This window comes from Burkholderia sp. PAMC 26561 (genome assembly GCF_001557535.2).
Lineage (GTDB): Bacteria > Pseudomonadota > Gammaproteobacteria > Burkholderiales > Burkholderiaceae > Caballeronia.
Genome location: NZ_CP014308.1, coordinates 79,929 through 103,780, shown reverse-complemented (window position 1 = coordinate 103,780; position 23,852 = coordinate 79,929). Strand labels below are relative to the sequence as shown.

Annotated in this window: 18 protein-coding genes and 2 pseudogenes; 9 read left to right on the top strand and 11 right to left on the bottom strand. The window is 56.2% G+C overall.

All coding sequences use genetic code 11. The features are described 5' to 3' along the window. Positions 1-21: 21 nt before the first annotated feature. Both AXG89_RS23395 and AXG89_RS23390 read left to right on the top strand, forming a co-directional pair. Positions 22-543 (top strand): annotated as a pseudogene (locus AXG89_RS23395) (IS110 family transposase); the annotation flags it as partial. Between the two features lie 265 nt (positions 544-808). Beyond that, positions 809-1,821, top strand: a pseudogene (locus AXG89_RS23390) (IS110 family transposase). 620 nt (positions 1,822-2,441) lie between these two features. Here the strand turns inward: AXG89_RS23390 and AXG89_RS23380 are convergent. Continuing rightward, complete coding sequence (locus AXG89_RS23380) at positions 2,442-4,784, bottom strand: putative bifunctional diguanylate cyclase/phosphodiesterase (RefSeq protein WP_062172803.1); 2,343 nt, start codon at positions 4,782-4,784, stop codon at positions 2,442-2,444. A gap of 302 nt (positions 4,785-5,086) precedes the next feature. Between AXG89_RS23380 and AXG89_RS23375 the strand changes: the two genes are divergently transcribed. Continuing rightward, entirely contained in the window at positions 5,087-5,476 is a 390-nt protein-coding gene (locus AXG89_RS23375; RefSeq protein ID WP_062172801.1) for a transposase, read from the top strand. A gap of 75 nt (positions 5,477-5,551) precedes the next feature. Here AXG89_RS23375 and AXG89_RS23370 read toward each other — a convergent pair. Further along, a protein-coding gene (locus AXG89_RS23370) for an IS3 family transposase (protein ID WP_236873502.1) occupies positions 5,552-7,128 on the bottom strand; the annotation gives its coding sequence in 2 pieces (ribosomal slippage) (positions 5,552-6,669 and positions 6,669-7,128; 1,578 coding nt in all). A gap of 72 nt (positions 7,129-7,200) precedes the next feature. Between AXG89_RS23370 and AXG89_RS23365 the strand changes: the two genes are divergently transcribed. Next, positions 7,201-8,058, top strand: a complete 858-nt coding sequence (locus tag AXG89_RS23365; RefSeq protein WP_062172796.1) for a DDE-type integrase/transposase/recombinase — start codon at positions 7,201-7,203, stop codon at positions 8,056-8,058. Positions 8,059-8,916: 858 nt separating this feature from the next. Here the strand turns inward: AXG89_RS23365 and AXG89_RS23360 are convergent. Then, positions 8,917-9,162, bottom strand: coding sequence for a hypothetical protein (locus tag AXG89_RS23360; RefSeq protein ID WP_062172795.1), 246 nt, complete (start codon positions 9,160-9,162; stop codon positions 8,917-8,919). Positions 9,163-9,388: 226 nt separating this feature from the next. Further along, positions 9,389-10,372 (bottom strand): IS5 family transposase, encoded by a 984-nt coding sequence (locus AXG89_RS23355; RefSeq protein ID WP_062172794.1) that lies wholly within the window; start codon positions 10,370-10,372, stop codon positions 9,389-9,391. A 123-nt stretch (positions 10,373-10,495) separates the two neighbouring features. On the opposite strand from AXG89_RS23355, the gene AXG89_RS42300 reads away from it, so the two are divergent. Together AXG89_RS42300 and AXG89_RS23345 are read left to right on the top strand one after the other, a co-directional pair. Then, positions 10,496-10,642 (top strand): hypothetical protein, encoded by a 147-nt coding sequence (locus AXG89_RS42300; RefSeq protein WP_162916113.1) that lies wholly within the window; start codon positions 10,496-10,498, stop codon positions 10,640-10,642. Positions 10,643-10,664: 22 nt separating this feature from the next. Beyond that, entirely contained in the window at positions 10,665-10,946 is a 282-nt protein-coding gene (locus tag AXG89_RS23345) for a hypothetical protein (protein ID WP_062172792.1), read from the top strand. Between the two features lie 676 nt (positions 10,947-11,622). On the opposite strand, the gene AXG89_RS23340 is transcribed toward AXG89_RS23345, so the two are convergent. Further along, complete coding sequence (locus AXG89_RS23340) at positions 11,623-11,946, bottom strand: flagellar transcriptional regulator FlhD (RefSeq protein ID WP_062172791.1); 324 nt, start codon at positions 11,944-11,946, stop codon at positions 11,623-11,625. Between the two features lie 971 nt (positions 11,947-12,917). On the opposite strand from AXG89_RS23340, the gene AXG89_RS23335 reads away from it, so the two are divergent. Continuing rightward, the gene (locus tag AXG89_RS23335) at positions 12,918-15,239 is read left to right on the top strand and encodes a PAS domain-containing hybrid sensor histidine kinase/response regulator (protein WP_062172790.1); all 2,322 of its coding nucleotides are present in this window, start codon (positions 12,918-12,920) and stop codon (positions 15,237-15,239) included. Positions 15,240-16,049: 810 nt separating this feature from the next. Here AXG89_RS23335 and AXG89_RS42295 read toward each other — a convergent pair. Then, positions 16,050-16,202, bottom strand: coding sequence for a hypothetical protein (locus tag AXG89_RS42295; protein ID WP_162916112.1), 153 nt, complete (start codon positions 16,200-16,202; stop codon positions 16,050-16,052). Positions 16,203-16,270: 68 nt separating this feature from the next. On the opposite strand from AXG89_RS42295, the gene AXG89_RS44735 reads away from it, so the two are divergent. After that, positions 16,271-16,465 carry a BON domain-containing protein gene (locus tag AXG89_RS44735; RefSeq protein WP_082771574.1) on the top strand — a complete coding sequence of 65 codons (195 nt, stop codon included), beginning with the start codon at positions 16,271-16,273 and terminating at the stop codon, positions 16,463-16,465. Between the two features lie 246 nt (positions 16,466-16,711). Here the strand turns inward: AXG89_RS44735 and AXG89_RS23315 are convergent, their stop codons facing one another. The 4 genes from AXG89_RS23315 to AXG89_RS23300 all read right to left on the bottom strand — a co-directional run bounded on the left by AXG89_RS23315 (position 16,712) and on the right by AXG89_RS23300 (position 20,589). Further along, positions 16,712-17,458 carry an anti-sigma factor gene (locus AXG89_RS23315; RefSeq protein WP_062172785.1) on the bottom strand — a complete coding sequence of 249 codons (747 nt, stop codon included), beginning with the start codon at positions 17,456-17,458 and terminating at the stop codon, positions 16,712-16,714. Next, positions 17,455-18,021 carry a sigma-70 family RNA polymerase sigma factor gene (locus tag AXG89_RS23310; RefSeq protein ID WP_062172783.1) on the bottom strand — a complete coding sequence of 189 codons (567 nt, stop codon included), beginning with the start codon at positions 18,019-18,021 and terminating at the stop codon, positions 17,455-17,457. The genes AXG89_RS23315 and AXG89_RS23310 overlap by 4 nt, the downstream gene beginning before the upstream one ends. Positions 18,022-18,102: 81 nt before the next feature. Beyond that, the gene (locus tag AXG89_RS23305) at positions 18,103-18,588 is read right to left on the bottom strand and encodes a DUF3455 domain-containing protein (RefSeq protein WP_062174046.1); all 486 of its coding nucleotides are present in this window, start codon (positions 18,586-18,588) and stop codon (positions 18,103-18,105) included. 642 nt (positions 18,589-19,230) lie between these two features. After that, positions 19,231-20,589 (bottom strand): Nramp family divalent metal transporter, encoded by a 1,359-nt coding sequence (locus AXG89_RS23300; RefSeq protein ID WP_062172781.1) that lies wholly within the window; start codon positions 20,587-20,589, stop codon positions 19,231-19,233. Positions 20,590-20,839: 250 nt separating this feature from the next. Here AXG89_RS23300 and mntR point away from each other — a divergent pair, with 250 nt between their 5' ends. Then, positions 20,840-21,283: a manganese-binding transcriptional regulator MntR gene (gene mntR, locus AXG89_RS23295; protein ID WP_062172779.1), complete on the top strand. Its 444-nt coding sequence runs from the start codon at positions 20,840-20,842 to the stop codon at positions 21,281-21,283. Positions 21,284-21,715: 432 nt separating this feature from the next. Here the strand turns inward: mntR and AXG89_RS23290 are convergent, their stop codons facing one another. Beyond that, entirely contained in the window at positions 21,716-23,371 is a 1,656-nt protein-coding gene (locus AXG89_RS23290; RefSeq protein WP_062172777.1) for a methyl-accepting chemotaxis protein, read from the bottom strand. Between the last annotated feature and the right edge of the window lie 481 nt (positions 23,372-23,852).

Sequence of the window (23,852 nt, the reverse complement as noted above, 5' to 3'; positions counted from 1 at the left end):
ATACGTCGCGCAGAACAACCGGTTTCCGAACGGCTTCCAACGGCGCTCATCGATACGCTACGGGAGCAATGGGCAGCGTTATCGAAGATTGACGAACAGGTTTCCACGATCGAGCGTCGCCTCAAACAAGCGGCACTTAACGACAACAACGTTAGAGCAATCACTGCGATTCCAGGCGTTGGCATCTTGACAGCCACCGCGGCTATCGCGTCGATGGGCGACGTAGGTGCGTTTCGATCGGGCCGTGAATTCGCCGCGTGGGTCGGTCTGGTCCCTAAGCAAAACGGTTCCGGGGGTAAGGTTACGCTTGGAAGAATTAGCAGACGTGGTGATACTTACTTGCGAACTTTATTAATTCACGGGGCAAGAAGTGTGCTGTACCGATTCAAGCAGCCTAACTCGTGGTTAGAAGAAATTAAGAAGCGGAGACCGCCAAACGTCGTGGTGGTCGCAATAGCAAACAAAATGGCGAGGACAATCTGGGCCGTTCTAAGTCACGGCCAGCCGTACGAGCCAGGGCACGTCAGTATTGAACCTGCCTAATCACTATCCGTTCTTACGACGGCGTTCGTCCAGGCAGGATCAAAGGTTGCGTTGGCAGTCGAAAGCGATGACAAAATAGGTCGGACCGGTACTCGCCAAACCTGAATGCGCATACGAGCTTGCAGCTCGTTTGATCAAAGAGGCGTGAGTAAGCGGATTTCATCGAGGCCCACAGTGCGCGCCTAGCGCTGTAGCAAGGCTGATGGTATGGACTCCCGCCCCCTCCGGGGCGACACTGACCGCACCAACTCCTGGGAGAACGTCAATGCCTACGCTTACCATCGGTCTAGACATCGCAAAAAACGTGTTTCAGATTCACGGCGTTGATCGCCACGGGAAAGTGGTCATTCAGCGAAAGCTTCGCCGAAGTGACGTGCTGAAGTTCTTCGCAAAACTCGAATCTGGTCTGATTGGCATCGAGGCCTGCCACGGATCGCATTTTTGGGCTCGTGAATTGACTGCCTTAGGTCATACGGTCCGGTTGCTACCAACGCAGTACGTAAAGCCATTCCTCATCGGCGGCAAAACGATGCGAATGACGCGGCTGCGATCTGTGCAGCAGTCACTCGTGCGGGCATCCACTTTGTCGCGATAAAAAGCGCGGAACAGCAGTCGCTGCAATCGGTGCATCGCATGCGCCAACGACTGGTCCTGGAGCGTACTGCCAAGTCCAATCAGATCCGAAGCATGTTTGCCGAAGAGGGTGTGATCTTCCCGATTGGTCTTCCGCAGTTAAAAAAGGGGGTGATGGCGCTGGTCAACGACCCCGATTCCGGCATCACCACTTTGCTAAGACGGCTTGGATCAATGTACCTTGAGCAACTGAAGGCATTGCAGCAATGGCTCGACGAACTTGCCACCGAGATAGCGGAGATATTCAAAAGCAATGAGGCCTGCCAGCGGCTCGCTACAGTTCCGGGAATTGGGCCGGTTATTGCGACTGCGCTCGTGAGCAGTGTGGGCGATCCCTCGCAGTTCAAGAATGGGAGACAGTTCGCAGCCTGGCTGGGGCTAACGCCGATGCAAAGATCGAGTGGAGGCAAAACGCGATTAGGCGGTATCACAAAGCGCGGCGACACTTATCTAAGAACTTTGCTTGTACAGGGTGCCCGCGCGGTAATGCACTTCGTGAGTCGGCGCAATGACAGTCACAGCCAGTGGATCAAATCCGTTATGCAACGCCGTCACGTGAGCATCGCGGCGATCGCCCTGGCGAACAAGACGGCGCGCATCGCTTGGGCCATATTGACGGGCAACGGCTGTTTCAGGGCTGCATAGCAGGCTTCAGATATCGAGTACTGTTTCATTTCTTCCGCGATTGCGCAAGAAGCGGCAAGCATGGCGAACCGGTCGGACCGGCGCTTGCAGATCCTGATATATCCGACGGCTGCAGTACGAAGCCAGAAGGCCGATGAGGAGCAAGCGCGCAGATTTCCATGATGGCTCGTGCGGCAGTAAGCACATCAGAAGCCGAATGTACGGACGCAGTCGTGACCCTCAAAATGCAAACCGATCTTGCTCATAGGCGGGAGTCCATGTACGGATATACAGCAGCAGTCCATCCACTTGTCAGATTTCGAAACTGCTTCGCAAACGGGAGGCGTTCATATACATGCGCATGTTCATCCGGTGCGCGGGCATCGTCTCTCCGGCCAAAGCCGGCGAGCATAACCCGCGTGATTGATGTCATGCGCAACGCCAATCCTGCTGTCTGGTCCGCTCGGTCACGTTCCCGAAACGGCCGGTCACGTTGCCGTAATCGCCGGTCACGATCCCGAAACGGCCGGTCACCTTCATCCGAAATACGCACAATGGACCCTAGCCAAACCGCACACCGCTGAAACAGTTGCGCTCATGCGTTGGGACATGAAGTCACCCGGAACACGCGAGGAATGTTTTCATATCGAGAACGTAGGCCTGCGTGCGTCTACGCGCGCTCTGAGCAGGGCAGATATTTCCACAGTCGGAAGCGGCCTGCACAGCAAGAACCCCTGAAGACGATTGCAGCCCATAGAAGCGAGCGCCGCCATTTGCTCTTGCGTCTCTACGCCTTCGGCGACAACGTCGAGTTCAAGATTCTTCGCCAGTAAAACAATGCTTCGCAAGATCGACATTGTCCTGGGTTTTTGCAACATCCGCATCACGAATGAGCGGTCAATTTTCAGCGTGTCGATCGGGTAGCGGTCCAAGTACGCCAAAGAAGAATAACCGGTGCCGAAGTCATCCAAGGCGATGCGCACTCCCTTGCTCCTTAGCGCCACGAACATCGCCTCCGTTGATGGCGAATCATCAAGCAAAACGCCTTCGGTGATTTCAATCTGCAAATCTGAAAGGGTAAATCCGGCAGCGTCAGTGACGTGAACCAGATTGCGAAGAAAGGAGGGTTCACGAAGCTCAAGTGCGGAAACGTTGACATTTAAATGCAACGATAGCTCGGGGAATTCGCGCTGCCATATACCCACCTGAGCAACGGCGGTTTTAAGCACCCACCGATCGATCGCACCGACAATCCCGAGCTGTTCGGCAAGAGGTATGAATTTCGCCGGCGACACCTGCCCCCGCCGTTCGTGGGTCCAGCGAACCAGCGCTTCAACCCCAATTATGCGGTGCAGAGCCGAGTCGAAGATGGGCTGGTAGTAAACCTCAAATGCGTTCGCTTGCGCGGCCTTCCTCAAATCAGCCTGGAGCGATAAAACCTCGAGCGCCCGCTCATGCATCGAAGGCTGAAAAAACTCGAAACTCCCGCTACCGCTGTGTTTTGCCGCATACATGGCGGCGTCCGCGTCCCGCAGGACCTCGCTTGCGCTGGTATATGCTTCCGAGAGTTCAAGGATTCCGATGCTGCACGAAAGAACAAGGTCCCCAGGAAGAAGCGAGAAAGAACGGCAAAGCGCAGCCTTGATGCCTCTGGCGATTGTTTCCAAGGCGTCGCGACTTTCGCGGCGCTCAACAAAAATGACGAACTCGTCTCCCGCTAAACGCGCGAGCACGTCCGAGGGACGCACGCATTGAGCGAGCCGTGTTGCGACCTCGACCAACAATGCATCGCCGACCGCGTGTCCAAAACTGTCATTCACGAGCTTGAACCCGTCGAGGTCCAGGAAAAAAACAGCGCCGCCGCGATCTTGCCGGCCTTCGCTGCCGACGAGTTTATCGCAGGACCGGAGTGCCGCATCGATCCGTTGCATCACAAAGGCACGATTACAAAGCGCGGTGAGTTCGTCATGCGTTGCTGCGTACTCGAGCGCTTGCTGTGCGAGTTGTCGTTCAGCAAGTGACACCGCCAACGCCTCGCGTTCCTTTTCCGCTGCCTGCGCTCGCAATGCCGCGATTTGCGCCTCTTTGCGCTCGCTCGTATCACGCTGAACCGAAACCCAATGCGTGAACCACCCTGTCTCGTCAGCGACGGGGACGATACTCAGCTCGACCCAGAAAGGTGTACCGTCCTTTTTGTAGTTCAGCAGTTCAATCTCGATCGGGCGCCACGCCTGCAATGCCGCTTTGAGCGTGGCGAGCGCTTTACGATCCGTGGCAGGCCCATGAAGAATTCGAGGCGTACGACCCAAGACGTCCGATTCGGTGTATCCGGTGGTCCTCGTGAAGGCCGGATTGCAATAAACAATGCGCGGCCCTGGTAGCGTAATCGGTTCAGCTTCCGTAATGAGTATCGAATCGCGTGCATTGACGACGGCGGATTCGAGCAGTCTCAGCCGCTCGGTTGATCGCGCGTTCTCGCTCACCAGTTGCTGGGGCTGCGCAGCATCAACAATCGCTCGTTGAGACGCCGACTGTTGATTGGCTACCACTATTTGTGCCCCGATCGTCCCCAAAACAAAGTGTTGAGCAGCGCTCAGCCTTCCCCGCGCGGCTAACGATCCTAGAATGAGCTGGCCGTCAAAGGCACCGTCGGCGTCTACCAGGGGCACGACCACAACAAAGCGGGCAACTACACCTGCAGAGGTCGATTCGTCGGTGCGTGAGGGCCAGCCATCGATACCTGCCTCAGTCTCGAGAACAAACGGTTGGCACTCTTTGGCTTGAATTCGGTCAAGAAACGTAAACCCACAGCCGAACGAGTAGTTGTCGGCATCCCCCAAATGCGCGGCTACGACAAGGCCTTCCGTTGTCGCACGATACAGAACACCTAACTCGCAATCCGCGGCCCGCGCAGCAGCGGTGAGTAGCCGATTAAATATCAACGGTACATTGTTGGCCTTTACTTCCTCGTTTTTGGAGCCCATTTTCGCCTTTGGTCTAGCTCATCCGGGTTTTCCCGTGAATCGTTCGCGTGTGGGTCCGTGCCGAGGATCATGGCTTCGCGGTCGCACCTGAATTCCACTTCATTTAATGCTTGAGACGTAAATACGCCGATTTCTCTATTAACGGCCCAATGTCGAGTTTCTGAAGCTCACCGAAGCATAGCTGTAGCAGCTCGACTCTCGGTGCGACCGATTACGGTCCTTTGCCTGGTCGATTTGCGGCGCCTCCGGTTTTTTTGGACACAGATTTAGGGTAAAACGTGTGTTCCAAACTGGAGTAGTTCATGTTGAAGAAAGCTGATGCGAATGCAGTTGCGCCAGAGTCGTTGGAAGGCGCGCGTAGCGCGACTGGAAGCGCCTCTGGCACCGCCGAAGTCAAACGCTGGTCGACCGGGCGCAAACGCGGCGTGGTGCTTCGATTGCTGCGCGGCGAACCCGTCGATGCCGTGTCGCGCGAAGTTGGCGTGACGATCGCCGAGCTTGAATGCTGGCGTGAACAGGCTCTGGCGGGCATGGAGGCAGGCCTGAAGGCACGCACTAGCGATCCGTTGGAAGCCCGACTCAACGAGGCCGTCCGGCGCGTCGGCGAGCTCACGATGACAATCGAGATTTTGAACAAGGAACGCGAGCGGCAGGCCCGTCGCCCTTTGAGCGCTCGGAGATCATCGACATGAGCCACGAGATCTCCGTGAGCGTCGGCAAGCCCTTTGCGGTAGATTTCAAGCTAGATGTCGCCTCAACGATTAGATTTAGGCGGCTTTTTGCTCCTGTCGGTGGTCGCGTTTGATGGGTTCGAAGTTGTCTATCTGATCGGGATTCAGATGGACCGTTTTTACGCGCTTCCAGTTTCGAGTGGGGCCTTTCCATCGTAGCGGGTTGCGCTGCTTTGCCGCCTCGTAGAGCATCGCGCGGCGATCGAGGATCTGCTGGTCGAGGTTGGCGTGCCGTTGGGCAGGCGTGACGAAACGGATCGCGCTGTGACGATGTTCGTGGTTATACCAGCGCACCAACACGGTGACCCAAGCGCGCGCGGCAAATAGAGTGTCGAACGCCTGCAGAGGATAGGCCGGCCGATACTTCAGTGTTTTGAACAACGATTCCGAGAACGGGTTGTCGTTGCTCACGCCCGGTCGACTCAATGACGGCATGACACCCAGAGCCTGCAGGGTGGCGAGCATCGTGGCACCCTTCATTGGGCCGCCGTTATCCGAATGCAAAATCACCTGACCCGGTTTGATCGCTTCACGTGCACATAGGTCCTTCAGAAGCTCGCTGGCCTGGGCGCTGCTCTCTTCAGCGTAGACCTGCCAGCCGACGACCATCCGACTGAATACGTCCATGAACAGATAGAGATAGAAATACTGCCCGCGAACTGTCGTCGGCAGGTAAGTGATATCCCAGCTGAACAATTGATTGGGCTCGTCGGCACAAACTGCGCGAGGCTTGCTGCGGGCGCGCGCTGGTTGTTCACTGCGCCGATGAGCAAGCTGTTTCTCTTCACGCAGCACCCGGTAGAACGTCGATTCTGAGGCGATGTAGCGGCCCTGGTCGGCCAATCGAGGGACGATTTGGCTCGGTGGCAGATGAGCGAATTCGACAGAGTTGGCCACCGCCAGCAGTTCAGCGCGCTCATCGGTCGACAGCTTGTGAACAGCATCATGATGGCGTAAGGCGCGCCCATCCACTGCTTCAGGACCGCCGCCTTGCCAGCGCTGCACGGTGCGCGCGCTTAGCCCGAGCACAGCACATGCGCGTGCCTGACGAGCCCCGGCTGTAGTCGCCTTGCCGATCAGCTCCTGCAATGTCGCACGCTCTTCGGGGGAGCTCATTCGTCCTCGTCCCCGAACAGCGCCTGGTACTTTTTTGAAAGTATCAGCAACGCGGCCGCCTCCGCTAAAGCCTTTTCCTTGCGTTTCAATTCGCGCTGCAGCTGCGCATTGGCCTGTTTCAGCTCGCGCAGTTCTGGAGCGTTTGCACGTGCGCTGCTCGCGGTGCCGGCCGAGCAAAACTGGGCGCGCCACTGGTCCAGATGATGAACAAACAAGCCACGTTCACGGCACCACGCGCTTAGTGCCTCGTCGCTCAGTCCATGGCTCTGCTGCAATGCCAGCAGGCGCTCTTCCAAGGACCAATCTTCCGGGCGTCGTGCATCGACTGGCCCCGGGTTGCGGTTTGCGGCGTTAGACACGCGGATCCACTTCCTCAAAGTTAATACGTTCATGTTCAGTTCCGCGGCAACCGTTCCTACGGACCGGTTGCCGCGTTGCAGGACCTTTGCCAGCGCCTGCTCCCTGAATTCGACAGAATACGTCTGTTTGGCATTCACAACCTGCACCTCTGAGTTCTTCGGATTAAGAAAATTCAGAGGCGACATCTAGTGTGACGCAGGGGGTTTGGATTGCAACGGGTTTGCCAGGTGCTCGACTTCCCACGCTCGACGATCTACGCCGTACGTGCCATAGCGAGCGCCGGCGTGACGCCGATGGTTGTGCGCAGGCGTGGGCCGAAGCCGAAGATGCCCGATGCTGACCTGCTCAAGGCCATCCGTGACGATCTGGCGGCTTCGCCCTTCAAGGGCGAGGGGCATCGCAAGGTCTGGGCACGGCTGCGCATCCTGCATGACATCCGTGTCTCCCGGACCCGCGTGTTGCGGCTGATGCGGGAGCACAGTCTGCTCTCGCCGCATCGTCAAGCGCGAGGCGAACCCAACCTTCACGACGGCCGGATTACAACTGATCGCCCCAATCAAATGTGGGGTACCGACGGCGTGCGCATCGCGACCGTGGACGACGGCATGGTGTGGATATTCTGCGCCGTCGATCACTGCGACGGCATGTGCACCGGCATTCATGCCGCGAAAATTGGTGACCGTTTCGCCGCCCTCGAGCCGATCTCCCAGGGGCTGCTGGGCGAGTTTGGCTCCGTGGGTGCCGACGCGGGTCGCGGGCTGTCGCTGCGCATGGATCATGGTTCGCAGTACACCTCGGACGACTTTCGCGACCAGATCAGGTTCTGGGGCATCGCGCCGAGCTACGCCTTCGTCGCCGAGCCGCAGACCAACGGCGTTGCCGAGCGATTCAATCGGACAATGAAGGAACAGGCTATTCATGGACGCATCTTCGAAAACCTGGAGGAGGATCGTGCCGCCGCTGTCGCGTTCAAGGATCGATACAACCGCGACTGGCGTCTTGAAAAGCTGGGCTTCAAATCACCCCTCGAAGCCCGTCAGGAAAACCTGATTAAGCTGGCCGCCTGAACTGCAAAAGCGTGTCCAAACAACCGGAGCCGGTACATTTGCCTGGTCGATTCGATGTCTAACTAATACCGCTTTAATCAGACGACGCTTGAGCATCGGCCGCTCGCTTTGCCGACTGCGGTTGAACCGTTGAACGCACAACAGAGGTGGCCCCATTCGTTCCGACAGTTTTTTTCGAATTTTTAGTGGAACGCCGGGCGCGCCGGACACCGTCGCCACATTGGCGGGCGACACGTCGCATTGCGCAGAGAAGGAATTGGCTAGAAAATTCAAAAAATATAAGGTCAGGACACTAAGCAAGGTTCGCCAGACGCCGAAACAAAATCCGTGTGTTGCTGTCGTAACTAATGCTCTCGCGGGCTTTCTCTTAGGCGCCCCGTGGGCAAGCCCCGACGGCGGACCCGCAGCGGACTCAGACGGCTACAGTCGCGCGGGGTCGCCTCTATCAATTTTGTTGAGAGCGATGATAGACGCGGACTTCTCGACATCGAAGAACACCCTCGCTTTTACTGCCCTTCTTGGGATGTTATCGTGACTGTCGTCGTGGTGAGGATGACCTCAAGGCGACGTTGAAGGCGGCCTGGGTCGCGTCAATCGATCGTTGAACGCCGGCCCGTCGTCCCCAACCCTATGCGCGCCTTTACTTACACGAAAGCAGCGATGCGCCTTCTACCGGTGTCGCGAGCAGGCGGAAGAAGCGATGCGGGAGGCATGCACATTCAGCCCGGTTGTCGAGTCAGCCATGTCCGCAGTTCGGCCCAACGTCGGCGCGTTAAGCCGTTGCTTGCGATGTCTTCGTCCAAGGTGACGGCGCCCGTAGCAATTGCGGCCTTCAGTTGCGTGACATTTTTCGATTCACTACGCGAGCAATAGCGCCCGCGTGCTCCCCCGCAGTCCGGCGAAAGGTCCGAGCGCTGTGACCTCGCGTGTGATCCCGGCTTTGGCATGTTCGACCAATTGATCGGCGAGCGCGATCCAGTATGCCGGTGCGCCAATCATCCGGTAGTGAAAACCGAGCGTCTTGCGATGCTCGGGCTCAAGCAAACCGGCGTCTTCCTGAGCCTGCTGCCCAATGAGCGCGCAGACTATCTTGAATGCCGACATTGAGGCCGCGGGCAGGCGCAATTGTCGGAGATGCCGGCATCGAGCGCTGACACCATAAACGAACGGAAAGTTCCTGGCCTCACCTAAGGCTACGCTGAAGAACCTGCGGTTCTGTGACATTCGAGTTCGCTGCTAAGTGAGATGATGAAAAGTCACTCAATTGCATCGATTCATAGGCGTTTAAGTTCGGATTTCACCGCGCTTAAGCCCATTTTTAGGCGGTCTCCTAGACCTTCGGACGGAGTTGCCCCTTCAGTCGCGAGCGACTCATGTAAAGATTCGCCAGCGCCAGAGCAGCGAAAGCCCGATTAGCATTTTTCGCAAGTCCGCGATAGCGAACTTTGCCAAATCCCCAAAGCCGCTTCACCACCGCAAATACATGCTCTACCCGAGCGCGTATCTTTGATTTATTGTGATTCTTTGCCCGCTTGAGCTCATCGACTTCACCAAGGCGGTTTTTTACGCGGTCATTGGTAAAGTCTTTCGCCTTGGGCGCTTTGCTTGCCATCAGCTCCTTTTGGCTCGCATATGCACTGTCACCGTACACACGTTGTTCGTCCCCTTGGAGCAGATCAGGCAATGCGTGCTTGTCATGCACGTTTGCCGCTGTAACTACAGCGCTATGCGTCAGTCCCGTTTGACTGTCCACGCCGATATGCAACTTCATTCCGAAATACCATTGCTGGCCTTTTCTCGTTTGATGCATCTCCGGATCGCGCGCCTTGTCTTTATTCTTCGTGGAACTCGGTGCGCCGATAATCGTGGCGTCGACGATCGTGCCCGTGCCAATCTTTAGTCCCTGGCCTTGCAGCACTTCACTCACTTTCACGAACAGCTGCGCGCCGAGATCATGAGTTTCAAGAAGGCGGCGGAATTTCAATAGCGTCGTGCCATCCGGTACGCGTTCTCGCCCGAGGTCGATTCCCACGAAGCGCCGCAGTGCAGTGCTATCGAGCAATGCCTCTTCGCACGCAACATCCGCAAGATTGAACCAGTGCTGCACGAAATACATTCTTAACATGCGCTCCAGTCCAACCGAAGGACGTCCGCCCACGCCCTTCGGATAGTAAGGCTCGACCAACTCGCATAACTGCTCCCACGGAACCACCTTCTCCATGGTCGCAAGGAATACGTCGCGCTTGGTCGGCCGACGGTAAAGTTCGAAGTCCGTGCCTTGATCTTCTGCCATCGCTAGTGTGTGTTGTCTCATTCCAATTAAACGCATTGTCAGCCAAGATCGTTGATCTTTTTCAGCATTGCCCTAACGGGCAGGCGCTGGATTTGCATCCGAGGTACCCGACGTCATCCGCGGATTCCTCCCAAAGGTATGGACATGAGCGACGTCTCGCATCAGGAACTCACTGCCATTGAGCATGCCCTCAATCATCGCCCTCGCAAAATCCTCGGCTTCCAGTCTCACTACGAAGTATTCTTTCAACTCAAGCAAGATCTCATTGCCCATGTCGCACTTCAAGTTTGAAACCGCCCTCCTACGATAAATTATGACCAATCCGATTATTCCCCTTCATGCCGCGGACTTGCGCGTTGTCTTGGCGTCGCTCTCACGCTTGGCCGAAGCCGAAACAACGGCCGGAAGTTATTCAGACGGCCTGCGCGAGGACGTTGAGCGCCTGCTTCTCGATGTCGATCGCTTGCCGAATTCGAATCCGTCGAGTAAAAAACTTTTGTCGCTGTCAATAGAGCTATTCAAAGCAGGTGAAATCCGTGCGGCGCTTCTCGGGGCGGACGAAGCCTTAGCCTTGAAAATCCCAGCTTCTTTTTGATTGTTTCATTCTGGTGTAAGTCGGCAACTCTGTGCCTATGCCGGGCCTTTGAGGCTCGGCGTGTCCACATATGTCTGAGCCTTTGAATCGCTGCCACGCAGGTTTTTCTGCGCATGCGCTGTCAATGCTTCATTCCCTCGCGGCATCTTATGACGCGGCAGCCGGATCGTCAAAACGCATCCTGGCTCGCCACATCATGTAAGCAGGTCACACCCGTGCAACGCAGCAAATGCCCCAACCTCGGACAATGAGGCGATGCCGCCGGCTGGCCCGGCGGACGACGGCGAGAAAGCTTTGATGGAGGCCGAAAACGGTCGCACCCCAGTACTAGCCTGTCGTTCCTGCGCGCGTCGAGGTCCGACCCGCCCAAACTACGCCGGACCTCTGTCGCCTCTATTGCACGCCCCGGGCTGCCGGCCACGACGTTTAACACTGGGATTGATCGCTCTCGCCTGCTAACAGCCGCTCAATGTCTTTGGCTAACCCGAGCACGGCCGCTTCCCGCTCAAGCGAATCAACCGGGAGCTCTCGCGGTAAGCTTTTTCTCTGCGCAACGCGAATCGAGATGACGGTTTGAGCAGAACGACTGCCTGCGCGCTCAGCTCGGCATCACGAAACAATGGCAACTCGTCATCCATCACATCCCCGCGTTGGCCTCGACATCATTCGAAACTATTCACACGGACAACGCTGCCCCTCGGCTTACGGCAAACGGCAGTTTTGACTCCGCAGGCGTAACTTTGATCTGCTCATCCGCACGAAGCAGCGACGATAATATGGACTGTTCATCGAACCGAAAAGCGCAGAGCAGGTGAGGCGCTGTAGAGAGCTTTACAGTCTGAGCCATCGTCAAGTCAACAAGAATATCCGCCACACGTCCTGTCACGCCGAGTCGCACCTCGCTTCCCGCACGGTCCAAACGTAGCATTTTCTGCGCAAGCAGAACGTACGAAAGGTTGATTTCCCGGATTGAGTTGGCGGAATCATTTGTAGTGTTCATGGCCCTGTCCTCGGATCAGCGATTAACCTAACGTGCTACTTTTTCAGTATTTATTGCCGATCTCAATTCGCATGTGGTAACTAGGACTGATTGTGGCTTTCGCCTAGTTGTTCCGCAGGTGTCGCTGCCGATTTATTTTATTCAGCAGATGCCTCAACAGAATTTATTGCCGGAAGTCCTGCGGTGACCATGCAACCGCTATCAGCCTTATTTTTGAAGCCGGCCTGCCTTGGTATTCGACGGAAGATTCCGATCGGCGGCGCCGACACGTCGCGTCTGAAAGCACATACGACGTCGCATTGGAAGCGCACCATGTGGGTCTGGACGCGCGACCGGCGCGTCTGCGAATAGGTAAAAAACCTTTAAGGGTTTAAATAGCAGAAATTCGGCAAATCAGGAGATTAGAGGGATATACGCTTTCGAATCCGGCAGGTCATCGGATAGAGCGAAAAAGGCGATGATTGCTTCCGCTTATGATTTCGTCAACTGCCAGCACACAGGGGTCCTGTACAGGTAGCGATGCGTCAGTCGGCCCTGGCCCGCGGTTGCGAGTTCTGGAATAAATCTGCATTGAAACTTGGACACTAAAAGGCACGCAAACAATGTTGCAACCAGCGCTTTATCGAAACACCATTTCATTCGAAACAAGGGCACATCAGATACACATTATTTCTTGTGAATACATTTGAAAGGGAATATAACTTGATGCAGAATGCATTAGTCGGCCGCAACATCACATCAAACTTTACGGCGTCTACCGAATACATACATCCGCTGCTCTCCATTAGGACTCGAACAGCAATTGGCGCATCACCCTTAGTGTTCCTGCGTTGAGCGCGCTTGGTACACCACCTCATTTACACGCGCAGCACAATAGCGTGGCAGTCAATCCTTTGCTACTTGCATCGCCGTGTTTTTTAACGAGCTACGGGTCAATGGCACCCGCGCGGCAACACATTATGGAATTTTGAATGAACATAGATCGTCAGCCGCCGGTGGCCTATGACTTCGGGAGACCGGGGCATCCCGACCTAATCCCGTTCGATTCGGTTATTACTGTTGACGTTACGGGACGTGTGCTTTGGATGAACGCGCAAGCAGAGAGCCTGACTGAGTGGAGTGTTGCAGACGCGCGCGGTAGAACACTGCAGCACGTTTTTGCAACGGAAAATGACCCTGTGGGGTTGTTCGAAATCTCCAGGAAGATTTCACCAGAATGCAATTCGCGGTCGATCGGTGGAGCAGTTTCGACCAAGAGCGGCTTGTCAAAATACGTGATTGGCAGCGCAATCGATTTGAACCCGCCTCAAGGGGTAGCCACGGGACTTTTAGTCTTTGCAGAGGAGATCCGGTCAAGAAATCAAAATTCTATTTTCGCGGAAAAACACAGCGCGGCGCAGAGCGTAATCGATTCGCTACCTTTCCCGCTTTTGGTTTTGAATACTGATCTAAGCATTAATGCAGCAAACCCTGATTTTTATCATACCTTCGGTGTCACGGCTGCAGAGACGCTCGGGGTCAAGCTAGATGCATTAGGAAACGGTCAGTGGGCCAAAATCGATGTTGCCGGGGTTTTGGAGGGGCTTATACAAGGCCAGCCGGGGAGCCGACGCTGTCTCGTCGAGGATTTCTTTCCCTCCCTAGGCAAACGCACGATGCAAGTGAGTGCCACGGCTCTCAGCTTGTTCGGCCAGACAGAAGATCTGATTTTAGTGATTATTGAAGACGTCTCGGAACGTCAGACGGCGGAGCGCGCATTACGAGACTCTGAATTGCGTTATCGACGACTGTTCGAGACGGCCAAAGACGGCATCCTCATTCTTGATGCTCAGACGCTTGTCATCGTCGATGCCAATCGCTACATCGCTGATCTTCTTGGTTATTCCCACGGTGCGCTGGTCGGGAAAGAGCTCTGGGAAATCGGGTTCTTTGCCGACAAAGAAGCAAGTCAGGCCACCTACACGCATCTGCAGCAATACGGGTATGTCCGTTACGATAGTCTCCCGCTGAAGACCATTGCAGGAAAGCCGGCCGAGGTGGAATTCATCAGTAATGTTTACTTGGTCGCCGGCCAGCCGATCGCTCAATGCAATATCCGTGATATCAGCGATCGATTGCGCATGCAAGACGTTCTGAAGCAGCAGGCAGCAGCGCTTACAGAATTGCACCATAAGAAGGATGAGTTTCTTGCGATGCTCAGCCATGAGCTCCGCAACCCCCTTGCTCCTATCACCAACGCTGTCCGGCTCCTGCGCCACCACGAAATCAAAGACGCAACAATGGACCGTGCGTGCGTCATCATCGAGCGGCAACTCGTTCAGTTGACGCGACTGGTCGATGATTTGGTCGAAGTGTCGAGGATTACGACCGGACGGGTGCGCTTGAGGATTGAGCGCGTGACCATCCAGGAAATCTTGGGTCGAGCCCTCGAGACAACTCAACCGCTGATTGAACAACGGCGCCACATAGTCTCGGTGTCGCTTGGCGAGAACCTAATATGGATCAACGGAGATGCATCGCGGCTCGAACAGGCGATGGTCAACCTTCTAGCAAACGCGGCCAAATACACGGATGAAGGCGGCACAATAGCATTGTCGGTCGAGGTTGAGGAGACGTATTGCGTCGTGCGCATAAAAGATAGCGGCGTCGGCATAGCTCAGGAATTACTACCTCATATTTACGAACTCTTCACACAAGCAGAACGGTCCCTTGCACGCTCCCGCGGTGGACTGGGGATCGGCCTTGCGTTGGTAAAACGTATCGTGGAAATGCACGATGGGATCATCGCCGTTCATAGCGTCTTGAACGAAGGGACGGAATTTGTGATACGCATGCCCATCGCAATATCGTCAGCAAAGCTCGCGTTGCCGGTGACCGAATCAAGTATCGAATCATCGACCGCATTGCGTATTCTCGTAGTGGATGACAACGTCGACACGGCAGAGAGTATGGCGATGCTGGTGGGAATGCTCGGGCATGCCGTGAGGACGGAGCACGATGGCAATAGCGCACTTCGAGCCGCCTCCGAATTTCGACCTGACGTAGTGCTTCTCGACATAGGCTTGCCCGGGCTTAACGGCTACGAGGTTGCATCGCGGATCAGAGAACAACCGAGCCTCGACCACACGGTTCTTGTCGCAATTACTGGATATGGCCACGAAACAGATCGACAGCTTGGGTTGAAGGCTGGAATCGATCATTACCTAGTCAAGCCTGTTGACTTTGATCGAGTGCGACGCATCTTGGGGACAGTCGCCGATCGAGCTGTCACGCCGACACACTTGGAACCGTAAGGCAGCGGAATCCGATAGGGCCTTTCGCAACGCGAAACGAGTCATCTGCCGCCGCGTCTCCGTACGGTCAGCCATGTCCATCGAAACCCTTAAATACACAAGTTATCCCCCGCTTACTCACATCAATTAGCAACACATTCTTTCATGCCGCCATCTTTGGGTGAGGCAGAGGCAATTAATAAAAAAGCCGGCCACAGCAGCTAACGGCAAAGGATACCGATGCCGAGGGCGGCAACCAGTATCCGAGAGATCGATGCTACAACGGCGGTGTGGATGACAGCACCGGTGCCGTCGAACACTTTGATCGCTTTGTCACGAACATTTCTGCCTTTTGCTCAGCCGCCTGCAAAAAGAGCGGAAGCCTTTCGAAATATCGCGTGGTCGATCACATCTCGGGAAATGTCCGGCGGCTTGGTATGCTCTTCCCCGCCTTCCACTCTGGAGAGCTTCTTCCGCCGGGTCCGTGATACAAGAATGCTCTCAACGTCAATCCCCTTTTGCGCGAAAACGAGCTTTCTAACGATCAGAGTGTAGACTTGCCGACGAGGTTCGGCTTGACCTGGGTCAACGAATGCAGACATTGGCGATGCGGTCTTTGGTCGCCGGCGTCCGACAATCCCTAGTTGGCGTCCACGCGGCATGCTGCTATGTGTTGAGTAGTTTCCGACTCTATCGAAACCGCACGACGGCTTCTATCATCAGCAACATCATTTATTGCATTCTCCAAGCATTCCTGATCGGTCCCGGAGACATCATGGCGTTCATAGTCAATGACAGCGAGCTACAAAAGGCTGTTCTACCCGAACTTGCCTAGGAACCGAGCGTCACCGCTGCATATGTCGGCGTTACGGCAGCCAGCATCGTCACGTTGACCGGCACGTTGCATCGTTTGCGGAAAAACATCCCTCCGATGCGGCTGCGCTGCGCCTGAAGGGTGTCGAGGCGGTTGCGGACAACATCCAAGTCCACCTTGCCTTTGACGCGAAGCGCAGGGACGACGACATTGCAGCGGCGATCGTAAATCGGCTGGCCTGGGACGTCTCCGTTCCTCCGACGCGGTCGGGGTCTATGTGGAAAACGGTTGGATAACACTCAGCGGCAGCGTGGACCGGCATTTACATAGAGAAGCTGCCGTTCAGGACGTTCGACGGCTTCTAGGCGTGAACGACCATATAACCCTAAACGTCCCAATTAACGTGTTACAGGTCCACGGAAATCTCACGTAAGCCTTAAAGCGTTTTTGGTCCGACTCCCGCAATATTTCGGTGACGGCAAGCGGCGCAACGCTGCGACTTGAGCTCGGGCAATTGCCGAGGCTGCAGGTGGATTTCTAGGCATTGCAAGCCGTGTTTCGAGCGCGGAAAGAATCGCGCTGGCTCAACTTGAAAAGTCCTTTTTCGTAGGCGGGTAGAACACATTGTTACTGCCGATGATATCAACGCCATAGCCGTCAAATTAACACCTCCTCCAGGCTACATTATTTGAGCGGCCCTGCCGATAAACTCCACAGGCCCGGACGGTCGTCCCGTTGGAGAACCCGAAAGCGGCTCCAGCGTGAGCTCGAACAACTGATTTTTTTGCACCGATGGCAACTTGCTCACCGGGACGCGCAAAGTCGCGCCTTGCTTGACCATACCCAGCGATATCGGCGCACTCCAGCCGTCGCCCTTGGTCCAGAACTGCAACGCGCGATCGCTCGGCAGCTCGACGCTTCCCAACGGAATCAGTTGTAGTTCGCGATCTGCGCTCACCTGAATGACCCAGCCCGGCGCCTTGTCTTGCGGCGCGACCAGCACGACCATGTATTTGGGTACTGTCGGCGGCGTGTTCTGCCGTATCAGCAGCAGCGAGCCGAAAATTGCGGCAACAGCGAAACCTGCGGCTGACATGCCGCGCCAGAACATCAGGTCGCGCCAGAGGGTCAGTCGGCTGGTTTGGGATGCAGGCACGGTAGTGCGCGCAGCAGCCTCATGCTCGACGAAATCGACGCTGCGCTCGATGCGGTGCCACAGCCGTGTCGAGGGTTCGACAGGATCAGTCATCGACGTAAGCGGCAGCAGGCGCGCTTCCCACTCTTGCACCGCAGCGCGTAACGCCGGGTCGGTGAGCATTCGCTTGCTGACATCTTCGTGCTGCGCCGTCGATAAGGTGCCCAGAACATACTCGCCCGCCAATTCATCGAGGTCAGGACCATCGGAGGAAGAAGTGTCAATGCTCACGCGAGGCACTCCTTCAAGGCTTGGAGGCTGCGCTTGATCCAAGCCTTGACCGTGCCTAAGGGCGCGCCGACGCGACTGGCAATTTCGCTGTGCGAGAGTCCATCAACATACGCGTGCAAAATGCAGTTTCGCCTGACGGGTTCAAGCCGCTCGAGACAGGGACCAATGCGCCCTGCACTGCTCTTCCAGACAAAGGCATCGGTGATGTCATGCCATGCTTCGAGCGATTCGCGCGCATCGATGGCGACTTTAGTGCTCTCATCGACCTCGATTTCCCGGCGATGCTTTCGGATCGAATTGAACGCGAGATGCCGCGTAATGCTATACATCCAGCCCCGCGCGGCACCTTTAGTCACATTGAAGGTGCCCGCATGCGTCCATATATTGACGAAGGCGTCGTGGACAACGTCTTCTGCCAACGCCATGTCTCGAACCAACCTATGCGCGACGCCGAGCAGTCGGGCGCCTTCCTGTTCATATAAGCGATGCAACGCTTCGTGGTTTCCGGCGGCGCACCCTGTAACGGCTGCTTCGTAATCAAACTCGGTCACCGGTATAGGCATGGATGATGATTTAGGCAGGTCGAATAAAAGAAAGCATCGCAATCGGATATTACACGATGCTTTCGATTACGGGCTGCTGGCTTATTCTGCCTTCCAGAAAATGTAGTCTGCCTGGTAGGCAACTGTGTCGCGACGGCCGCGTGTTTCAGCGGCGCAGGGGGACTTCGGCGCAACGCCGCCGGTGAGCGCGACGCGCTGGATATACGCCACGCCGCTCATCGCGCCCGTACCCGTGGCGGGGTTCGCCTTGACCAACTGAAACGGCAGGTTCCCCGGGCCGGACGGAGCGATTGCCTGCTGCGTGCCGGTCAGTTTGGACCCGTCCTTCGCCTCCCACGTTGCGGGCGGCCCATAGTAGGTGCCGACCTGCTTGCCGGACCGATCTTTCAACGCGGCCTTGGGCCCGATAAACGTCCATTCCACGGTGCCGGGAGCATTGGCCTTGTCCTTACACTCGTAGGTTATTTCGCCCATGCCCACGGTTTCCATCGCGACTTTATGCCCTGCAGGGACTTTAACGGAGTCGGGCAAAGAATCTTGCGAAAAGCTCGGTGAGTGTGTGTCCATCGCGCTGCAACCGGAAAGCAGCCCTGCGGCGACTAGCGTGACGGCAACGGATGACTGGAGCAACGAGTGATGATTCATGTTCTTTCTCCGACAAGAGCAACGCGTGGGTGTGGCGGGTTGAGAATCAACCGCATAAGGGGCGGTTGCTGGTACTACACGCGAAGAATCGGGTCGGATGCAGTCAGGCGAAAAAATATTCTAGGTTGAGCGCGTCTGAATCATTTTGGCTGGGTCGCGCCGTCGTGTTGATGATTCTCTGGTTGCTGTGCTGCAGGTATGCAAGGAGGCACGACGTGCGCTGCGACTGCACATTGCCGTGAATGTGGCTAGCGATTCCGGTCGTTGGCGATCGACGGACCGAAACCCGTGACCGCCCTACCGGAACGGCCCATAGGTTTCCGCTTGGCGATCGCGTTGCGCATGTTCTCAAAAATGGACGGTAGCCCGTTTCTTTTTGAAGTAAAGACAACGCCCACGCACCGCACATGCATGCCAAAATTAATAGAGGTCCTCGGCTGGAGTCAATATGCGATCGCTCATCACCAGACGCCCGGGCTTTCGGCATGAATGTGTTGTGATAGCCGCCTCGCGCTTTGTCTAATGACCCGAATGAGGTCTGGCGTCGAACGTCTTCAATATTCATCAACTTAATAACGTGTCATATAACAACTTGAAGTTCAAGACAAGGATGATTCCGCCTACGGCCCATGACAAAGCTGTGATCAACTTGGGGACCACAAACTTCCCCATCTTTTGTCGATCGGTTACGAACCGTACGAGTGGAATGATCGCGAACGGCAGTTGCATCGATAGAACGACTTGGCTTAATACGAGGAGTTGAGCAGTGCCCTTTTCACCATAAATTGCGGTGACTATCACTACAGGAACGATGGCGATGCCGCGGGTAAGCAAACGGCGAGCCCAGTTCGGGATGCGAAGGCGCAAGAAACCTTCCATCACAATCTGTCCTGCCAGCGTCGCGGTCACCGTCGAATTGATACCCGATGCAAGCAGCGCGATTGCGAAGAGGGTCGACGCGATTCCAAGGCCCAGGAGCGGGGACAACAGCTTGAATGCCTGGCCAATCTCAGCGACGTCGGTATGTCCGCTGCCATGAAAGGCCGCAGCGGCCACAATAAGGATCGCCGCGTTTATAAACAAAGCGAGCATAAGCGCAATCGTGCTATCGGCCACGGCCCACTTGATTGCGTCGCGCCGACCAGCATCGTTTCGTTCGTAGGACCGGGTCTGCACGATCGATGAATGAAGATAAAGGTTATGCGGCATCACCGTGGCGCCGATAATGCCGATCGCCACGTAGAGCATCTCGTGATTGGTCACGATCTCGGCTTTCGGAATGAAACCGTGCAGTACCGCCGCGACCGGGGGTGCCGCCGCAAAGATTTGAATGCCGAAGCAGACCGCAATCACAACCAGAAGGGCAATGACAAAAGCCTCGAGAAACCGAAAGCCTCTGTTCATCAACAGCAACAATAGAAAAGCATCGAGTGCGGTGAGCAGTGCTCCGGCTACAAGGGGGATGCCGAACAACAACTGCAATGCGATGGCCGTACCAATGACTTCCGCCAGATCACACGCAACAATCGCAATTTCACACGCAAGCCAGAGCATGATGTTGACAGGGCGCGAATAATGGTCGCGGCACGCCTGAGCAAGGTCGCGCCCCGTCACAATACCAAGCCGCGCCGATAGCGCCTGCAACAAAATTGCCATCAAATTCGACAGCAGAATGACCGAAAGCAGGGTGTAACCAAACTGCGCGCCACCAGCTAAATCAGTCGCCCAATTGCCGGGATCCATGTAGCCGACCGAGATCATATAACCGGGACCCATGAATGCAAGCAACCGCCTTATCCAATGGCCGCCCTGGGGCACGTGGATCGAAGCATTAACTTCGCGCAGACTTGGCTGAAAATCCTCGTCCGGCCTGGAAAATTTCCAGGCGGATCGGGAATTCGAAGTGCTCCTCGGATCTGACATTTAAGTTTCCCGATGAATTTCGCAAAGTTGCCGGCGACCGCCGTTTCTACGATATGTCTCTACTATATACCCTTTGCTATACTTATTTAGCGAAGCGAGTCGCACCTCGGGCCGGCCGATCCATATCTCACCGAGGGCACGGATTCGCCAATGTGGGGTTAGCCCTTGGTGAAGAAATTTAAGCATGTGCTATAAAAGCTAAAAGACGTTGCATTGGCAAATCAAAAACATCGGCAAGGACACCAAACATATGCGTCAGTTTGCGCCGCGTGAGAAACCGCTGATTGACGCCGATAGGCATTCGGAAGCGTTCCGCCAGACGCGTGAGGCGAGTCGGATGGCTTTGGTCGAGGACTATGTCGAGCTGATAGCCGATTTAATCGATGACGGCCATGAGGCGCGGCAGGTTGACATCGCTGCGCGGCTCGGCGTAGCGCAGCCGACCGTCGCTAAGATGCTTGCCCGTTTGTCGGAGAAGGGTCTGATCTCTCGGAAGCCCTATCGAGGCGTTTTTCTGACCGATGCAGGTCGTGAGGTCGCGCACCGAAGCCGAGTGCGCCATCAGATCGTCGAGGACTTTCTTCGATCGCTAGGCGTGAGTGCGGAAACGGCTCGGCTCGATGCCGAAGGCATAGAGCATTATGTAAGCGCCGAGACACTCAAGGCATTCCGACGGGCGATAACGAAGCCGTGATAAGGTCCGTCCATTTTGCTCAACCGATGTAAATCACGACGAGAGGCGCAGCAACAGTGCACGTCGATTGCCTGAGCTGGTCGCGCCGGCAATGGCGATGCTAGCCTCGCCTGTGATAGCCGTTCGAGCAAGGCGACAGAGTCGCCCCTGTCGCGATTACCACATTTTTCTGATTCAAATGGTGTGAGGTTCGAGGCATCCCGATAAGTACGGTCCGTACACTAACCGCCAAAAATTGCCACGAAAGATCACTACCCCACGACACAGATTGACCCGCGAAAAAGCGTAGCCGAAACGGTAATTACCGACAAAAGCGGTTCCAAATTCGTTGGTCAGGTAAGCTATCCGCAACACATCGCTGTTGCGCGCTCCGCCACTTTACCGCGACACCCGCAGCATCCTCTAGGCTCAGGAAAACAGCCGCACACAACATCAAACGAGTTGAAACTTTCCGACCAGATGTTTCAATGCATGGGCTTGGTCGTCGAGCGACTGCGCCGCTGCAGTCGCCTGCTCGACCAGCGCCGCGTTTTGCTGCGTGCCCGCGTCCATCTGCGTAACGGCGTGATTGATTTCCTCAAGGCCGCTGCTCTGCTCCGCAGATGCCGCCGAAATTTCCTCCATGATGTCCGTCACGCGCTTGACCGCCTTCACGACTTCTTCCATAGTCGCGCCAGCTTCGTGAGCGAAGGTCGAGCCATCGGAAACACGCGCGACCGATGCATGGATCAAGCCCTTAATCTCCTTCGCCGCGGCCGACGAACGTTGCGCGAGGTTTCGCACTTCCCCCGCGACGACCGCGAATCCACGCCCCTCTTCACCTGCCCGTGCCGCCTCCACGGCAGCGTTGAGCGCAAGAATATTCGTCTGGAATGCAATGCCTTCGATCACCCCGATGATGTCGCCAATGCTCTTCGCGCTCGAATTGATCTGCTCCATGGTCGCCACCACTCGTCCGACCACCACGCCCCCCTTCTCCGCAATCTCCGATGCGTTGTAAGCCAGCGCGCTCGCCTGCTTCGCGTTATCAGCGTTTTGGCGTACGGTGGACGTCAATTCCTCCATGCTCGAAGCCGTCCTTTCAAGCGCGACCGCCTGCTGTTCCGTGCGCTGCGACAAATCCACATTGCCCTGCGAGATTTCGTTGGACGCCGATGCGATCGCTTCCGCGCTGGCCGCGATTTCGCCGACTGTCGTTGATAAATCATGCTGCATGCCCGAGAGCGCATGGAGCAAGCTAGTGTTATCGCGTTTGGCGAGCGCAATTTGGTTGGACAGATCGCCTGCGGCGATCCGGCTCGCGATTTCCACCGCGTAGACGGGTTCGCCGCCAAGTTGTTTGGCAAGCCGCCGCACGACCCATTCGCTGACCGAGACCGCTAGTACGATCAGCAACAGGGTCAACGCGGCCACCATCACAAAAGATGCGTGATAGATGGACGCCGCCGAATCGATGGTCGCTTTCGCCGCGACGCCACGTTGCTCGATGAGCACATTGACGAGCTTTTCGAGTTTTCCCGTCGCCACCAGCAGCGAGACGTCCTGGATACCCACTTGCCAGTTCATCTGCGACAGATCGAGCGGCTGTTCCTTCACCAACTTCACAAAGGCCCGCAGATCGGCGCTCCAGGCCCCAACGCCGGACGCCAGACGCTTCTGGTCGCCCGACGGGTCTGCGTACCCTTGCAGGTCCTGTTGCTCCCGACCGATATCGGCGAGCGCGTGCTCGATGTCGGTGCCGAGTTCGTCGCGTTCCTTCGCAGTCGTCGCCGTAATCAGCATCTTTTGCGAGCGGCTCGCGCGCAGCACGGCGCTGCGTAGTTCTTCGACAGCACGGTTAGCGACATAACCCTCGCGATAAATCGAATCGGTTGAACTGTTAAGGCGGTTGATCTGTGTCAACGCGATCACGCCAATGGCGAGCGTGCCGACTAGCAGCAGCGAAAACGCCACACGAAGCGACGCCCCGACGGACAACGACCGGCCGCTCCTGCCGGCGGCCTTGACTGTAGTCTTGGCGTGGGCTTTGGCGCCCCCTTCGGGAATAAAGCCAGCGCCGCGATTACCCTGTAGCGAAAACGGTTTCATCTATTTAATTTCCTAGATTTGATTGGCATTGCGTGGCCTACTTTTTGGGCGGGGTGCACTGCTACATCAATGGTCTACGGCGGCAAACGGCGCTTCTTTAGATCGTTATTGCATGGATGGGCATTTACAAGGTAATACTGAAAAAGTAGCTACAGCAAGGTTGGTCCCACGCTGGGTTGCGAAAACTGCGCGAGCGCCACGACCTCTGCTTCGGAAAAAAAACTGTTCGCCGGATCATAACGACGGCTTGCCGTGGACGCTTCTTCGCCAGCGCCCCGAAGATCCGCTAGCGCTCAGCCTCGCGGATTAATACAGATTGATTACGCCGATCACCGGTGCGTTGAAGAGCGCTAGCGCGTACGCTGCTGATTTTTTCGACGCCCGAGCCGTAGCGTCTCGCTGCTTGCCGTCATGAGCCCGACCGGGCGCGTCCGACTCGGTGGGTGGCGGATGAGCGCTTCGATATGCGCATAGGAAGCAA

Excerpts from the sequence above, each read along its gene's own strand:
- AXG89_RS23380 (WP_062172803.1), bottom strand. The coding sequence starts at position 4,784 with ATGGGCTCCAAAAACGAGGAAGTAAAGGCCAACAATGTACCGTTGATA.
- AXG89_RS23375 (WP_062172801.1), top strand. The coding sequence starts at position 5,087 with ATGTTGAAGAAAGCTGATGCGAATGCAGTTGCGCCAGAGTCGTTGGAA.
- AXG89_RS23360 (WP_062172795.1), bottom strand. The coding sequence starts at position 9,162 with ATGTCGGCATTCAAGATAGTCTGCGCGCTCATTGGGCAGCAGGCTCAG.
- AXG89_RS23355 (WP_062172794.1), bottom strand. The coding sequence starts at position 10,372 with ATGAGACAACACACACTAGCGATGGCAGAAGATCAAGGCACGGACTTC.
- AXG89_RS42300 (WP_162916113.1), top strand. The coding sequence starts at position 10,496 with ATGAGCGACGTCTCGCATCAGGAACTCACTGCCATTGAGCATGCCCTC.
- AXG89_RS23345 (WP_062172792.1), top strand. The coding sequence starts at position 10,665 with ATGACCAATCCGATTATTCCCCTTCATGCCGCGGACTTGCGCGTTGTC.
- AXG89_RS23340 (WP_062172791.1), bottom strand. The coding sequence starts at position 11,946 with ATGAACACTACAAATGATTCCGCCAACTCAATCCGGGAAATCAACCTT.
- AXG89_RS23335 (WP_062172790.1), top strand. The coding sequence starts at position 12,918 with ATGAACATAGATCGTCAGCCGCCGGTGGCCTATGACTTCGGGAGACCG.
- AXG89_RS23310 (WP_062172783.1), bottom strand. The coding sequence starts at position 18,021 with ATGCCTATACCGGTGACCGAGTTTGATTACGAAGCAGCCGTTACAGGG.
- AXG89_RS23305 (WP_062174046.1), bottom strand. The coding sequence starts at position 18,588 with ATGGACACACACTCACCGAGCTTTTCGCAAGATTCTTTGCCCGACTCC.
- AXG89_RS23300 (WP_062172781.1), bottom strand. The coding sequence starts at position 20,589 with ATGTCAGATCCGAGGAGCACTTCGAATTCCCGATCCGCCTGGAAATTT.
- mntR (WP_062172779.1), top strand. The coding sequence starts at position 20,840 with ATGCGTCAGTTTGCGCCGCGTGAGAAACCGCTGATTGACGCCGATAGG.
- AXG89_RS23290 (WP_062172777.1), bottom strand. The coding sequence starts at position 23,371 with ATGAAACCGTTTTCGCTACAGGGTAATCGCGGCGCTGGCTTTATTCCC.